Raw genomic sequence first — 14161 nt, 5'->3', positions numbered from 1 at the left:
TGTCAGAATCAGACAGAAAGTTTATTTATTATCCTGTTAGTGGACGTTTTGTTTGATGAAGGTACTGATAGAGGCATCTTGAGCCATATCTGCGATCACGTCAGATAAGACTGTGTTAACTGCATCAGAAATTTTTGCGTTTGTCGCTGCTAATGGCCCTTGAACATTGTAGCTGGTACGATAATTTTTGATTTGTTTACTACCGTCTTGTGCATATGCAATGATGGATATTTCAGCTTTTGCTGAAATATCGTGACGAAGGCTACCTTCTTTCACGTTGGCATAGAGTTGATTTACAATGACTTGCAAATTGGCATTGGCGGGAGAGCCAATCATATAGCCGCGAGCTACCATTTGCTTTTCCAGCGCTTCTTGCAATAAAAAACGCAAGTCGCGGGAAGGAACTAATGTGACTAATCGCGCATCACGGTTAATTTGGGCTAGGGCTTGAGTTTGACGATGATCGGCCCCACTAATACTAATTGTAATCGCTTTCATGGTTGGATCTGTTGGGGGCAGAGTGATTTTTGGCTGAATGGCTAAAGTATTGCCTGAGTCTGCGCAGCCAGATAATCCAGCTAAAAAGAAAAGCGTAATCAATGGAATAAATATTTTCTTTAGCATTTAGGTTTTCTCAATTCAAGATTCGGATATTCGATATATTAATACTTGGATATATAAATACTGATAGTATAAACCGCCGTAATCATAGCATCGCCATTGGTAGCGGCATATCCCTGATGATTGAAACACAGAGAGAAATGCTTTACGTAAATTCGGTTAAAGAGATTTAGTTATCCCGATGTTATAAATCATGGGAAATAAAATAGAATCAATTATTTGATTGATAAGTAACCTTTGGTGATTTAGGAGAATGAGATGGTTCGTCAAGAAATAGAAGCAAAATTACAGGCGGCATTTAAGTCTTCTCATCTGGAAGTGATCGATGAAAGTTACCGCCACAATGTGCCAGCAGGTTCTGAAAGCCATTTTAAAATCATTGTGGTAAGCAATGATTTTGTTGAACAAAGAATGCTTAATCGCCACCGCTCAATATATAGTGTCTTGGCTAAAGAACTGGAAGAAGGAGTGCATGCATTGGCGCTTCATACTTATACGGAAAAGGAATGGGCAGAACTGGGAGATGCCGTTCTGGCTTCTCCTGAGTGTCGCGGTGGAAGTACAACGACGTCAATCTCATGATTTTTCGGGATAATCTAATAGATTGTTTGTCTTTATTTTATTAATCTAGATTTAATTTTGAAAACAGCCTTCGGGCTGTATTTTTGTTTATGCAGCAAGTGTATATACCTAATGGATTTCACGGTGCGTCGCGGCGGTCAGGGAGCGAATCCCCGGGAGCATAGATAACGATGTGACCGAGGTGAGTGAGCGCAGCCAACAAAGAAGCAACTTGAAAGACGAAGGGTATAAACAATAAAGTGATGTAACCATTGAGCAACGTTTATCACATAAGTCAACGAATCATGCATGCTTTTGTCTGCAATTCTCGACTCATACTGTCTGCGTCGCTATAATGTTCCGTCTAAATTTTTAGAATGGTTTCGGGACGCTTCTGATCACAGGGATTCTCGGTTTTTAAATGCGACCGCCCCGGTTCTTAAAGAATGCTGCAATTAGCTTTTTTTTAAGCATTGCAGCCATTCTGAAGTTGACCGAGCACTATGATTTTTTTGAGGTAACAAGATGCAAGTTTCTGTTGAAACCACTCAAGGCCTTGGGCGTCGTGTGTCAATCACCGTTCCTGCTGCCGATATCGAAAAAGCAGTTAACAGTGAACTGGTTAATGTAGCAAAGAAAGCCCGTATTGATGGCTTCCGTAAGGGCAAAGTGCCAATGAAGATCGTTCAGCAGCGTTATGGCGCTTCTGTTCTTCAGGATGTTCTGGGTGATCTGATGCAGCGCAATTTCATCAATGCGATCATTGAGCAGAAAATCAACCCGGCAGGCGCACCAAGCTACAAACCTGAGCAATTTAAAGAAGGTGAAGACTTCACTTATGCAGTTGAATTTGAAGTTTATCCAGAAATTGAACTGAAAGGTCTGGAAGAAATCGAAGTTGAAAAACCTGTTGTTGAAGTTAAAGATGCAGACGTTGACAACATGCTGGACACTTTGCGTAAGCAGCAGGCAAATTGGAAAGAAACCGATGAAGCAGCCACTGCGGAAGATCGTGTAACTGTTGATTTCACTGGTTCTATTGATGGTGAAGAGTTCGAAGGCGGTAAATCAACTGATTTCGTTCTGGCAATGGGTCAGGGTCGTATGATCCCAGGTTTTGAAGATGGTGTCGTTGGTCACAAAGCTGGTGAAGAGTTTACCATTGATGTGACATTCCCTGAAGATTACCATGCAGAAAATCTGAAAGGTAAAGCTGCGAAGTTCGTGATCAACCTGAAAAAAGTTGAACAGCGTGAACTGCCAGAGTTGACTGAAGAGTTCATTAAGCGTTTTGGTATTGCTGACGGTACTGTTGAAGGTCTGCGTGCTGAAGTTCGCAAGAACATGGAACGTGAACTGAAAAATACTGTTCGTAATAACATCAAAACTCAGGTTCTTGATGGTCTGGTTAAGGCTAACGAAGTTGAAGTTCCTGCGGCAGTTGTTGATGGTGAAATCGATGTGCTGCGTCGTCAGGCTGCTCAGCGTTTTGGCGGCAACGAACAACAAGCTCTGGAACTGCCACGTGAACTGTTTGAAGAGCAGGCTAAACGTCGCGTTGTTGTTGGTTTGCTGTTAGGCGAAGTTATCAGCAGCAATGAGCTGAAAGTCGAAGAAGAGCGCGTTACCGCGTTGATCGAAGAGATGGCAGCAGCTTACGAAGATCCGAAAGAAGTTGTTGATTACTACAGCAAAAACAAAGAAATGATGAACAATATTCGCAACATTGCTTTAGAAGAGCAGGCTGTTGAACTTGTTTTGAGTAAAGCGAAAGTTTCTGAAAAAGAAACTGGCTTCAATGATCTTATGAACCAAAATCAAATGGCATAAGTTTCATTTATTGATTGCCTGAGATGATGAAATCTCGCTCTCAATAAAGTAAACCCGCAGGCGATGCTTGCGGGTTTTTTATTGTCCTTGAAAAAAACAGATTTAACCTCATATCCTTTCTTACTATTATGTAAGAGCTTACTACTTTTTAGAGGGGGAAAATCCCCTTGTTAGTTAACTTTGGATCATGGTCATCATCGCTTATCTCGAGTAGAATCAGTTATGAATGGCACCAGCGTGAGTTCTATTAGGAGACGGAAATGTCATACAGTGGCAAGCAAGATCAATATGCACCTAACATGTCTTTGGTGCCGATGGTGGTTGAACAAACGGCGCGTGGAGAACGTGCATTTGATATCTATTCCCGCTTATTAAAAGATCGTATTATTTTTATGACTGGGCCTGTTGAAGATCATATGGCGAACTTGATCGTTGCCCAAATGTTATTCTTGGAAGCAGAAAATCCAGAAAAAGATATTCATTTATATATCAACTCACCGGGTGGGGTTATTACGGCAGGTATGTCTATTTATGACACAATGCAGTTTATCAAACCAGATGTGAGTACTATTTGTATGGGGCAGGCTTGTTCAATGGGGGCATTCCTGTTGACCGCTGGAGCAAAAGGTAAGCGTTTCTGTCTGCCAAATTCCAGAGTTATGATTCACCAGCCATTAGGTGGTTTCCAAGGGCAGGCGACTGACATTGAAATCCATGCGCAGGAAATACTCAAAGTTAAAGCTCGTATGAACGAATTGATGGCGAAGCATACCGGGCAATCACTTGAGAAGATTGTTGAGGATACAGAACGTGATCGTTTCTTATCAGCCGAGGAGGCCGTGGGATACGGACTGGTTGATAGTATATTCACCCAGCGCAACTAATTATTAATAATTACTTTATTACTCCTATACTAGTGTTTCTTGACGTTGACGCCAAAAACTAGACGGAGTAATAACAGCGTTTTTTCTGTTATGCCGGATAAACGGGATAACAGCTCATAAAGTGAGGTTGACTGATGACAGATAAGCGCAAAGACGGTTCAGGAAAGCTGCTGTATTGCTCTTTCTGCGGGAAAAGCCAACATGAAGTACGGAAATTAATAGCCGGCCCGTCAGTGTATATCTGCGATGATTGTATCGGTTACTGTAATGATATCATTCGCGAAGAAATTAAAGAGGTAGTACCACATCGTGAGCGTAGCGCATTGCCTACTCCTCATGAAATTCGCCAGCATCTGGATGATTACGTCATTGGTCAGGAAGCAGCGAAAAAGGTGTTAGCAGTTGCTGTCTATAACCATTACAAGAGACTACGTAATGGTGACTCCAGTAACGGTGTGGAACTTGGTAAAAGTAATATTCTGTTGGTTGGCCCGACAGGTAGCGGTAAGACGTTGTTAGCAGAGACATTGGCTCGCTATTTAGATGTTCCGTTTACTATGGCTGATGCCACGACATTGACCGAAGCCGGTTATGTTGGGGAAGATGTAGAAAATATTATTCAGAAACTTCTGCAAAAATGTGACTATGATGTGCAGAAAGCACAACGTGGTATCGTATATATTGATGAAATAGATAAAATTTCCCGTAAGTCTGATAACCCTTCAATTACTCGCGATGTATCGGGAGAAGGTGTTCAGCAGGCTCTGTTGAAACTGGTTGAAGGTACTGTGGCGGCAGTTCCACCTCAAGGTGGTCGTAAACATCCACAACAGGAATTTTTGCAAGTTGATACTTCCAAGATCCTGTTTATTTGTGGGGGAGCGTTCGCAGGTTTGGACAAAGTTGTCAGCCAGCGTTTGAATGTCAGTTCAGGTATTGGTTTTAGTGCTACAGTTAAAGGCGAATCGGAGAAAGCAACAGAAGGTGAATTGCTGGCTCAGGTTGAACCGGAAGATTTGATCAAATTTGGGTTAATTCCTGAATTCATTGGTCGTCTTCCAGTCGTGGCATCTCTGACTGAACTCAGTGAAGAAGCACTGATTCAAATCCTACAGGAACCGAAAAATGCACTGACCAAACAGTATCAGGCCCTGTTTAATCTTGAGGGTGTTGAACTGGAGTTCAGAAAAGAAGCATTGACTGCTATAGCGAAAAAAGCAATGGCGCGTAAAACTGGTGCCCGTGGTCTTCGTTCAATTGTTGAAGGAGTCCTGCTGGATACAATGTACGACCTGCCATCAATGGAACACGTAGAGAAAGTTGTCGTTGATAAGACGGTTGTTGAAGATAGTTCCGCACCATTATTGATATATAGTAAGCCGGATGCCCAAGTTTCTGGTGAGTGAGGAAAATAGGGTAGGAAGTGCTGATTATCAATATGCATTGAAAAAACAAAATGAGGGATTCTCCCTCATTTTGTTTTTTACAGGTATAGGCTATTGAATGTCAGATTCCTGTCCCCATATATTTTGTATTCTTTGAAGTGAAACTCGTGAAAACCGTGTTTCAAGAGATTCCTAAAAACTGGCGAAAGCTAAACGAAGAGAGAGCTCTATGAATCCTGAGCGTTCCGAACGCATAGAAATCCCTGTATTGCCTTTGCGCGATGTAGTGGTTTACCCACATATGGTGATCCCTCTGTTTGTTGGGCGTGAGAAGTCGATTCATTGCCTAGAAGCAGCAATGGAGCATGACAAACAAGTCATGTTGGTCGCGCAAAAAGAAGCATCTACTGATGAGCCGGGAGTCAATGATCTTTTCTCCGTAGGTACAGTGGCTTCTGTTTTACAGATGCTAAAATTGCCAGATGGCACAGTAAAAGTTCTGGTTGAAGGTTTGCAGCGTGCCCGCATTACCACGTTGACGGATAATGGCGAATATTTTTATGCGCAAGTTGAATATCTTGAATCCCCTGAAGTTGATGAGCGTGAGCAAGAAGTTCTGGTAAGAACAGCTATTAATCAGTTTGAAGGCTATGTCAAACTGAATAAAAAGATCCCACCAGAAGTATTGACATCGTTGCACAGTATTGAAGATGCGGCAAAGTTGGCAGATACCATCGCTGCACATATGCCTTTGAAAATCAATGACAAGCAGGCAGTTTTAGAAATGTCTGACGTTATTGAGCGCATTGAGTATCTGATTGCAATGATGGAATCAGAAATCGATCTGCTACAGGTAGAAAAACGTATCCGTAATCGCGTTAAAAAACAGATGGAAAAAAGCCAGCGCGAGTATTACCTGAATGAGCAAATGAAAGCGATCCAGAAAGAATTGGGTGAGATGGATGATGCACCTGATGAACATGAGACGCTAAGACGCAAGATCGAAGACGCGAAAATGCCTAAAGAGGCACGTGAAAAAGCCGAAGCTGAGTTGCAGAAATTAAAAATGATGTCCCCTATGTCAGCTGAAGCAACGGTTGTTCGTAGTTATATTGATTGGATGGTGCAAGTTCCTTGGGTTTCACGTAGCAAGGTAAAAAAAGATTTAGTAAAAGCTCAGGAAGTGCTGGATACAGACCATTATGGTTTGGAACGCGTCAAAGAGCGTATTCTTGAATATCTCGCGGTACAAAGCCGTGTTAGCAAAATCAAGGGGCCAATACTTTGTCTGGTAGGGCCTCCTGGTGTGGGTAAAACCTCATTGGGTCGTTCTATCGCACGCGCAACTGGGCGTAAATATGTGCGTATGGCATTAGGTGGAGTACGTGATGAAGCCGAAATCCGTGGGCATCGCCGCACCTATATTGGCTCAATGCCGGGCAAATTAATCCAGAAAATGTCCAAAATAGGGGTTAAAAACCCACTGTTCTTATTGGATGAAATTGACAAAATGTCATCCGACATGCGTGGTGACCCAGCTTCAGCGTTGTTGGAAGTGCTTGATCCTGAACAAAACGTAGCATTTAACGATCATTATCTTGAAGTTGATTATGATCTCTCCGACGTCATGTTCGTGGCAACTTCTAATTCTATGAATATCCCGGCTCCATTGCTGGATCGTATGGAAGTTATTCGTCTATCGGGTTATACCGAAGATGAGAAATTAAATATTGCTAAACGTCATTTACTGCCAAAACAGATTGAGCGTAACGCTTTGAAGAAAGGCGAACTGACTATAGATGATGGCGCAATTCTTGGCATTATTCGTTACTACACTCGTGAGGCTGGCGTTCGTAGTTTGGAACGTGAAATCTCTAAATTGTGTCGTAAAGCAGTCAAAACATTATTGATGGATAAGAAACTTAAGCATATCGAAATCAACGCAGAAAATTTGAAAGATTATCTGGGTGTGCAGCGAGTGGATTATGGTCGTGCTGATACAGAAAATCGAGTTGGTCAGGTAACAGGTCTGGCGTGGACAGAAGTCGGTGGTGATTTGCTGACGATTGAAACAGCCAGTGTACCGGGTAAAGGTAAGTTGACTTATACCGGTTCATTGGGTGAAGTGATGCAGGAATCTATCCAAGCGGCATTGACTGTTGTTCGGGCACGGGCTGATAAGCTGGGGATCAGTTCTGATTTCCATGAAAAACGTGATATTCATGTTCACGTACCGGAAGGTGCAACACCAAAAGATGGCCCAAGTGCGGGGATTGGAATGTGCACGGCGTTGGTTTCTTGCCTGACGGGTAATCCAGTTCGTGCTGACGTAGCCATGACGGGAGAAATTACTCTGCGTGGTTTAGTTCTGCCAATCGGTGGCCTAAAAGAGAAACTACTGGCGGCGCACCGTGGGGGAATTAAGACGGTTGTGATCCCAGATGACAATAAGCGAGATCTGGAAGAGATCCCTCAGAATGTGATCCAAGATTTGGAGATCCATCCAGTTAAGCGTATAGAAGATGTTTTATCTATCGCTTTGCAGGAACCAGTATTTGGTGCAGAAGTAGTATCACTAAAGTAGTACAAAAATAGTGAGCTAACTCAAGAACTATGTATAAAATATAGGTTGGCGAGTAAATTCAGACTTGCCAGCTTTTTTTGTGCCACTAAATTAGGTTAGTCTAATTATCTGATTAAATATTTTGCTGTTCCATGATTTCTTGCTAATACTGGAAAGGATTAATATGACGGCATAACAGCCGTGTTATCCGTTATAAATTGGTTTTCGTTACTATTGGTTTCGTTAATATCGGTTTCGTTACTATAGTAAAACTAAAATGGGGATGATAAGAGTGAATAAATCACAACTGATCGACAAAATTGCTGCTGATGTAAACATTTCTAAAGTAGCAGCCGGACGTGTAGTAGATGCATTCATTTCTTCAGTATCTGGTGCATTGAAAGACGGTGATGATGTCGCTTTAGTGGGGTTCGGTACGTTTACTGTGCGTGAACGCGCTGCACGTACAGGACGCAACCCCCAGACAGGCAAGGAAATCAAAATTGCAGCAGCAAAAGTACCTTCTTTCCGATCTGGAAAGAGTTTAAAAGATGCTGTTAATAGTTAATGTAATAGTTAATGAACAGAAAACAGGCTCTGGTTTTTTGTTATCGCGGTAAACTTCAACTGACTAGGCCGTGTTGATAGTCTAGAATATAAGCGCATCAATTGATTGGTGCGCTTTTTTTCTCTTAGCGTTTGAATTAGCGTAATATGACAGTTTCTTTTTCACTAAAGCGGAGTTTTACGTCTTTATGATGGACAACCTACGCACGGCGGCGAACGGTCCTGTGCTCAAAATTGTGTTGGCTCTAATTATCCTGACTTTTTTGTTGACTGGTGTAACAGGTTACCTGTCAAGTGAAAGTGGTAGTTATGCTGCCAAAGTGAATGGCCAAACCATTAGTCGTGCTCAGCTGGAGCAGGCATTTTTACAAGAAAAAAATGCTCAGCAGGAGAAGCTGGGAGATAAGTTCTCAACTTTGTTAAGCGATGAACAGAGGCTACAGCAGCTTCGTCGCCAGTCATTGGAGAAACTCATTAATGCTACTTTGATTGAGCAATATGTCCATAAGCTGGGTTTATCAGCAAGTGATGAGCAGGTTGCACAGGAGATACGTAATCTACCGTTTCTCCAAATTGATGGTAAATTTGACAACAACAAATATCAGGATTATTTAAACTTGCTTGCCCGCTCAAACATCAGCCCTGATAGTTTTGCGGAACAGATTCGTCAGGATCTGATTAATCGTCAAATGGAGCAAGTCCTTATCGGTGCAGAAATTGCATTACCGACAGAAATAAAACAGGAAGCAGCACTACTTTTTCAAGAAAGAACAGTACATTTTGCTACCCTTGAGTTGAAATCAATTGAAGCAAAGCAAACTGTGACGGATGAAGAGCTGAAAAATTATTATGATGTGAATAGTAAGCATTTCACTGTGCCAGAAAAAGTTAAAGTCAGTTACATCAAAATGGATGCTGCCAATGAGCTGAAGAACGTAACTGTATCTGATACTGATATTGAAAAGTACTATAAAGACAATTTGTCGCAATACACGAAGCTTGAACAGAAGAAGTATAGCTTTATTCAACTGGCTTCAGATTCTGCTGCTAAATCGGTTTTGGATGAATTAAAGAAAGGGGCTGATTTCAGTCAATTGGCATCAGAAAAATCGACAGACAAATTTTCTGCTCAAAAAGGTGGTGATCTTGGTTGGATGGAAGAAAACTCCCTACCTAATGAGCTTAAATCAGCAAATTTGACACAGAAAGGGCAGCTTTCGGATGTGATCAAATTATCTAATGGATATGCAATCTTCCGTTTGGATGATCTTAAACCTCAGGAAGTTAAACCATTGGCGGATATACGCCCTGAAATAGAAAAAATTGTCAAACAGGAAAAAGCGGTTGATGCGTTCTATGCATTACAGAGAAAAGTGAGTGATGCAGCGGCTAATAATAATGAATCTTTGGCAGTAGCAGAAAAAGCGGCAGGTTATCAGGCCGTGACCACTGACTGGTTTGATCGTGATAATGTTCCTGCTGACATTAATTTCAGCCAAGTTGTTCAGGCCATTTTCTCAGGCAATTTGGTTGATGATAAAGGCGCGACAGGAATTAACTCTGATGTTATTTCAGTGGAAGGCGACAGAGCCTTTATAGTGCGTGTTGATGATTTTAAAGCTGAAACAGTCCAGCCGTTTGAACAGGCTAAATCTGAGGTAGCTGAATTGGTGAAGCGCCAGAAAGCGGAAAAACAACTTCAGGTTGAAAGTGAAAAACTACTGGCTGCTCTGAAAGAAGGTAAAGGCGAGCAAGCATTGAAAACCGCAGGAATTCAGTTCGCACAACCTACTGTGATAAAAAATATGTCACAAACCAACCAAGCTACTGATGTGGCATTCACTTTACCGCATCCTAAAGAAGGTAAGCCTGTATATGGGTTAGCTCAAGACGAGCTTGGTAACGCTGTGCTTATCCAATTGGATAAAGTGGTTCCGGGTTCTGTTACAGATGAGCAACTCAAACAATATATGATAGGTTATCAGTATCAGACTGGTGCAAGCATGCTGGAGTCACTAATAATGAATTTACGTAGTGATGCGGATATTAAGTTCGGTCAAATTGAATAAAATTGCGAAGTTACTCGCATCTATTTGTGTAAAATCGTAATAGAAAAAGGCCACTTTCGTGGCCTTTCGCATATTTGAAACCTGCCTGTTGCCCAAAAATATTGTTGTGGCAATCTTTCGCTCACCAACAAAATATAGAGGGATTTACATGAAATATTTAAGGATATTATTCAATTCACTCATTATGGCATTGTGTATTAGCACGCCATTATCTCATGCCGCTACAGTAAATGAATCTACTGATAAAATGGTGAAACAACCTATTGGTCAACATAAAACCACTATTGAGAGCAGTGAGACGAAAGAGGGAGGAGAACAAGTTTCAAGTCAGCGCATACAGGGAAAGGGAGTTCTTAATATCAATACTGCAAATGCAGAAGAGTTGGCTAAAGAACTCAATGGCATTGGTGCTAAAAAAGCGCAGGCGATTATTGAATATCGTGAAAAATATGGTCCTTTTACAGCAATAGAACAATTGCAGGAAGTTCAAGGTATTGGTCCTATTTTTATAGAAAAAAATCGAGATAAATTAACTTATTAAGTGTTAGGCCCTCTTGTGTATTCAAAGGGATTTGATCAAGAGGGCTGTGACATTGATCAAGAATAATTCATCAAACACTATTGTAATTAAATTGTTTTGCTATTGTTACATCTTATCTGGTCGGATGAGTTTAAAGGAAAAAATAGCAATGAGTACGATTATCAAAGTTAGGGGTTATCATATTGATCTTTTCCAGCATGTGAACAATGCCCGCTATTTAGAGTTTCTGGAAGCTGCCCGCTGGGACTTACTTACTGAAGATGACACGCTGGAATGGTTAAATCATAAAAATATTGGTTTTGTTGTGGTGAATATCAATATTAATTATCGTCATCCTGCTGTAATTACAGATGAGCTAGAAGTGAAATCTTCTATGCAGGAATTGCGTAATAAAAGCGGCACATTTTTTCAGGAAATTGTACGTAGGAGTGATAATCAAGTTATTGCTGATGCTTTAACTACATTTGTCTGTATTGATTTGAAAACTCAAAAGGCACTGGTTTTAGAAGGTGAGTTGCGTAAAAGAATGGAAGCTTATTAAGAGCTACACCGAATAATCATACTGGATATTCTTTAAGTCGTTTTTTAACAGAATGGTGTTTTTTAACAAAATAGTATTGAAGTTGTCGTGCAATGGCAAAGGAACGAATTTAGACAGCAAGCAGTGAAGTAAGTAATAAGTGAAATAATAGCGATGAAGTGAGAGGTTCGACGAACCTCTCACAGACAATGTAATTAGATAAAACGGTGTGACTAACTTAGATGTGTTTTGGATTTCATTTCTAACATAACGGTCTGGGCATCGCTTAAATAATGATTTAATCCTTTAGCCCTGAGGTGGCAGGCAGCACATTCGCTACATCCATCACCCTGAATGCCATTATAGCAAGTGAGGGTTTGATTGCGGACAAAATCCAATTTTTGGTAATAATCTGCCAATGCCCAAGTTTCCGCTTTGTTTAACCACATTAGAGGAGTTTCGAAACGAATATCGCGAGCAATACCAAGGCTGACTGCTTTGTTGAGGGCTTTGACAAACTCATCACGGCAATCAGGGTATCCCGAAAAATCAGTTTCACAAACGCCAGTAATGACGGCTTCAGCTTCAACCTGATAGGCATAAATTGCCGCCAGAGTTAAAAATAAAATATTACGGCCAGGCACAAATGTACTTGGGAGGCCACTTTTTTCACTTTCGCTGAAATCGGGTACAGGAATATTGTCTCTTGTCAGGCTGCTGATTGCGAGCGCATTCAATAGAGTAACATCAAGTACTTTGTGGGCAGCGGCTCCCAATTCTTTGCTTATATGACAAGCTACATCAATTTCAGCACGGTGACGCTGTCCATAATCAAAGGTGACACAGTGAACTTCATCATATTGACGGAGTGCCTGAATTAAACAAGTGGTGGAGTCCTGCCCACCACTGAATACAACAACGGCTCGTTTCATGATACCTACCTCTGTAAATTGAAGGAGATATGTTACTCATAACCGTTTAACTTGGGTAGTTGTGTTAGATACTGTGTGACATCACCGATATTATTGCGAACCCACTCTGGGTTGTAATAAGTATCAAGGTAACGCTCTCCGCTATCACAGAGTAATGTCACGATTGCCCCTTGTTGGTTGTTATCGTGCATTTTCTTGGCGAGTTGTAACGCTCCCCAAACGTTAGTTCCGGTTGATGCTCCGGTTTTTCTGCCAATTAATTTTTCAAGCCAATAAATGGTAGCAATAGTGGCAGGATCGGGAACTTGGATCATTTCATTGATAACTGTAGGAATAAAAGAAGGTTCTGCGCGTGGACGGCCAATGCCTTCTATTTTGCTGCCTGTACTTCCACAAATATCGCGGCGGTTCTGATGATAGCAATCGTAGAAGACGGAGTTTTCAGGATCGACAACAATGAGTTTGGTGTTATATCCCTGATAGCGAATATAGCGACCAAGAGTTGCAGATGTACCACCGGTTCCTGCACTCATTACAATGTAAGTTGGCTCAGGAAAGGGTTCTAGTTGCATCTGACGGAAAATGCTTTCTGCAATATTATTGTTTCCTCGCCAGTCAGTCGCTCGTTCGGCATAGGTAAACTGATCCATATAATGGCCATTGAGCTCTTTTGCCAGACGTTCTGACTCTTGATAAATCAAGGCGGAATGCTCTACAAAATGGCATTTACCGCCATAGAACTTAATTTCTTGAATTTTGCGCTTAGCTGTGCAGGAGGGCATTACTGCAATAAAAGGTAAACCAAGTAAGCGAGCAAAATAAGCCTCCGAAACAGCAGTACTTCCGGATGAAGCTTCAATAATAGGGGTTCCTTCCTTAATCCAACCATTAGTGAGTGCGTAAAGGAATAGGGAACGTGCGAGCCGATGTTTGAGGCTGCCTGTGGGATGAGTGCTCTCATCTTTAAGGTAGAGATGAATGCCCGGAAACATTGGGAGATTAAGGCGAATTAGGTGTGTATCAGCACTGCGTTGATAATCAGCTTGAATAGCTTTTATGGCGTTTGTAGCCCATAAAGATGACATAAATTGACCCTGAATAATAATACTGTAATGGCGTATAGATTACTCTTACATTAAGAGAAATAGATTGTTATTTTTCTGCGTTTATCCGTTATATTTGGGAAATATTTCTATAGGATTTAGATATGCTAGACAAAATAGACCGTAAGCTACTGGAACTGCTTCAACAGGACTGTAGTCTATCACTGAATGCACTGGCTGAAGCGGTTAATTTGACTTCGACACCTTGCTGGAAACGTCTCAGACGACTTGAGGATGAAGGTTATATTGTCGGAAAAGTTGCATTGTTAAATGGGGTAAAACTCGGCTTGGGGCTGACAGTGATAGTAATGATTAAAACTCAGCAACACAGCAGTGAATGGTATGAACAGTTTGTCACCTTTATAAAAGAGATGCCCGAAGTCTTAACATTTTATCGAATGGCTGGTGAATATGATTACCTATTGCATGTAGAAGTTATTGATATGAAAAGTTATGATCGTTTCTATAAACGCATGGTTAATGGGGTTTCTGGTTTGATTGATGTCACCTCTAACTTTGCAATGGAAAAGATAAAATATACAACGGCGCTGCCAATACCAGATTCAATAATATAAAGATCCTTTT

The 14161-nt window shown here is 41.3% G+C and carries 13 protein-coding genes; 10 read left to right on the top strand and 3 right to left on the bottom strand.

The window, feature by feature from the left end; translation table 11 throughout:
* Window positions 1–36: 36 nt before the first annotated feature.
* On the bottom strand, window positions 37–624 hold the full coding sequence (locus PSI14_RS03430) for a lipoprotein (RefSeq protein ID WP_273574418.1): 588 nt from the start codon (window positions 622–624) through the stop codon (window positions 37–39).
* A gap of 255 nt (window positions 625–879) precedes the next feature.
* On the opposite strand from PSI14_RS03430, the gene bolA reads away from it, so the two are divergent.
* The 9 genes from bolA to PSI14_RS03385 all read left to right on the top strand — a co-directional run bounded on the left by bolA (window position 880) and on the right by PSI14_RS03385 (window position 11562).
* Entirely contained in the window at window positions 880–1203 is a 324-nt protein-coding gene (bolA, locus tag PSI14_RS03425; protein ID WP_273574417.1) for a transcriptional regulator BolA, read from the top strand.
* A gap of 504 nt (window positions 1204–1707) precedes the next feature.
* Complete coding sequence (gene tig / locus PSI14_RS03420) at window positions 1708–3012, top strand: trigger factor (protein WP_273574416.1); 1305 nt, start codon at window positions 1708–1710, stop codon at window positions 3010–3012.
* A gap of 260 nt (window positions 3013–3272) precedes the next feature.
* Window positions 3273–3896 (top strand): ATP-dependent Clp endopeptidase proteolytic subunit ClpP, encoded by a 624-nt coding sequence (clpP, locus tag PSI14_RS03415; RefSeq protein ID WP_273574415.1) that lies wholly within the window; start codon window positions 3273–3275, stop codon window positions 3894–3896.
* Between the two features lie 134 nt (window positions 3897–4030).
* Complete coding sequence (clpX, locus tag PSI14_RS03410; protein WP_273574414.1) at window positions 4031–5302, top strand: ATP-dependent protease ATP-binding subunit ClpX; 1272 nt, start codon at window positions 4031–4033, stop codon at window positions 5300–5302.
* Between the two features lie 208 nt (window positions 5303–5510).
* A complete protein-coding gene (gene lon / locus PSI14_RS03405; RefSeq protein WP_273574413.1) occupies window positions 5511–7865 on the top strand; it encodes an endopeptidase La in 2355 nt (784 codons plus the stop codon).
* 271 nt (window positions 7866–8136) lie between these two features.
* On the top strand, window positions 8137–8412 hold the full coding sequence (gene hupB, locus PSI14_RS03400) for a nucleoid-associated protein HU-beta (protein ID WP_503016452.1): 276 nt from the start codon (window positions 8137–8139) through the stop codon (window positions 8410–8412).
* Window positions 8413–8599: 187 nt separating this feature from the next.
* Window positions 8600–10480, top strand: coding sequence for a peptidylprolyl isomerase (gene ppiD / locus PSI14_RS03395; protein WP_273574412.1), 1881 nt, complete (start codon window positions 8600–8602; stop codon window positions 10478–10480).
* 148 nt (window positions 10481–10628) lie between these two features.
* The gene (locus PSI14_RS03390) at window positions 10629–11021 is read left to right on the top strand and encodes a ComEA family DNA-binding protein (protein WP_273574585.1); all 393 of its coding nucleotides are present in this window, start codon (window positions 10629–10631) and stop codon (window positions 11019–11021) included.
* A gap of 148 nt (window positions 11022–11169) precedes the next feature.
* Complete coding sequence (locus PSI14_RS03385) at window positions 11170–11562, top strand: acyl-CoA thioesterase (protein ID WP_273553229.1); 393 nt, start codon at window positions 11170–11172, stop codon at window positions 11560–11562.
* A 212-nt stretch (window positions 11563–11774) separates the two neighbouring features.
* Here the strand turns inward: PSI14_RS03385 and queC are convergent, their stop codons facing one another.
* Both queC and PSI14_RS03375 read right to left on the bottom strand, forming a co-directional pair.
* Window positions 11775–12473 (bottom strand): 7-cyano-7-deazaguanine synthase QueC, encoded by a 699-nt coding sequence (gene queC, locus PSI14_RS03380; RefSeq protein WP_273574411.1) that lies wholly within the window; start codon window positions 12471–12473, stop codon window positions 11775–11777.
* A gap of 32 nt (window positions 12474–12505) precedes the next feature.
* A complete protein-coding gene (locus PSI14_RS03375; protein ID WP_273574410.1) occupies window positions 12506–13558 on the bottom strand; it encodes a PLP-dependent cysteine synthase family protein in 1053 nt (350 codons plus the stop codon).
* 122 nt (window positions 13559–13680) lie between these two features.
* On the opposite strand from PSI14_RS03375, the gene PSI14_RS03370 reads away from it, so the two are divergent.
* Window positions 13681–14151, top strand: coding sequence for an Lrp/AsnC family transcriptional regulator (locus PSI14_RS03370; RefSeq protein ID WP_273574409.1), 471 nt, complete (start codon window positions 13681–13683; stop codon window positions 14149–14151).
* Window positions 14152–14161 lie beyond the last annotated feature (10 nt).

This window comes from Xenorhabdus anantnagensis, assembly GCF_028598555.1.
GTDB lineage: Bacteria > Pseudomonadota > Gammaproteobacteria > Enterobacterales > Enterobacteriaceae > Xenorhabdus > Xenorhabdus anantnagensis.
This window is presented reverse-complemented; position numbering and strand designations above follow the sequence as displayed.

What these genes read in the sequence shown, in the direction of transcription:
- PSI14_RS03390 (WP_273574585.1), top strand. Translation starts at nt 10,629, where the DNA reads ATGAAATATTTAAGGATATTATTCAATTCACTCATTATGGCATTGTGT.
- queC (WP_273574411.1), bottom strand. Translation starts at nt 12,473, where the DNA reads ATGAAACGAGCCGTTGTTGTATTCAGTGGTGGGCAGGACTCCACCACT.
- PSI14_RS03385 (WP_273553229.1), top strand. Translation starts at nt 11,170, where the DNA reads ATGAGTACGATTATCAAAGTTAGGGGTTATCATATTGATCTTTTCCAG.
- clpX (WP_273574414.1), top strand. Translation starts at nt 4,031, where the DNA reads ATGACAGATAAGCGCAAAGACGGTTCAGGAAAGCTGCTGTATTGCTCT.
- PSI14_RS03370 (WP_273574409.1), top strand. Translation starts at nt 13,681, where the DNA reads ATGCTAGACAAAATAGACCGTAAGCTACTGGAACTGCTTCAACAGGAC.
- bolA (WP_273574417.1), top strand. Translation starts at nt 880, where the DNA reads ATGGTTCGTCAAGAAATAGAAGCAAAATTACAGGCGGCATTTAAGTCT.
- lon (WP_273574413.1), top strand. Translation starts at nt 5,511, where the DNA reads ATGAATCCTGAGCGTTCCGAACGCATAGAAATCCCTGTATTGCCTTTG.
- PSI14_RS03375 (WP_273574410.1), bottom strand. Translation starts at nt 13,558, where the DNA reads ATGTCATCTTTATGGGCTACAAACGCCATAAAAGCTATTCAAGCTGAT.
- tig (WP_273574416.1), top strand. Translation starts at nt 1,708, where the DNA reads ATGCAAGTTTCTGTTGAAACCACTCAAGGCCTTGGGCGTCGTGTGTCA.
- ppiD (WP_273574412.1), top strand. Translation starts at nt 8,600, where the DNA reads ATGATGGACAACCTACGCACGGCGGCGAACGGTCCTGTGCTCAAAATT.
- PSI14_RS03430 (WP_273574418.1), bottom strand. Translation starts at nt 624, where the DNA reads ATGCTAAAGAAAATATTTATTCCATTGATTACGCTTTTCTTTTTAGCT.
- clpP (WP_273574415.1), top strand. Translation starts at nt 3,273, where the DNA reads ATGTCATACAGTGGCAAGCAAGATCAATATGCACCTAACATGTCTTTG.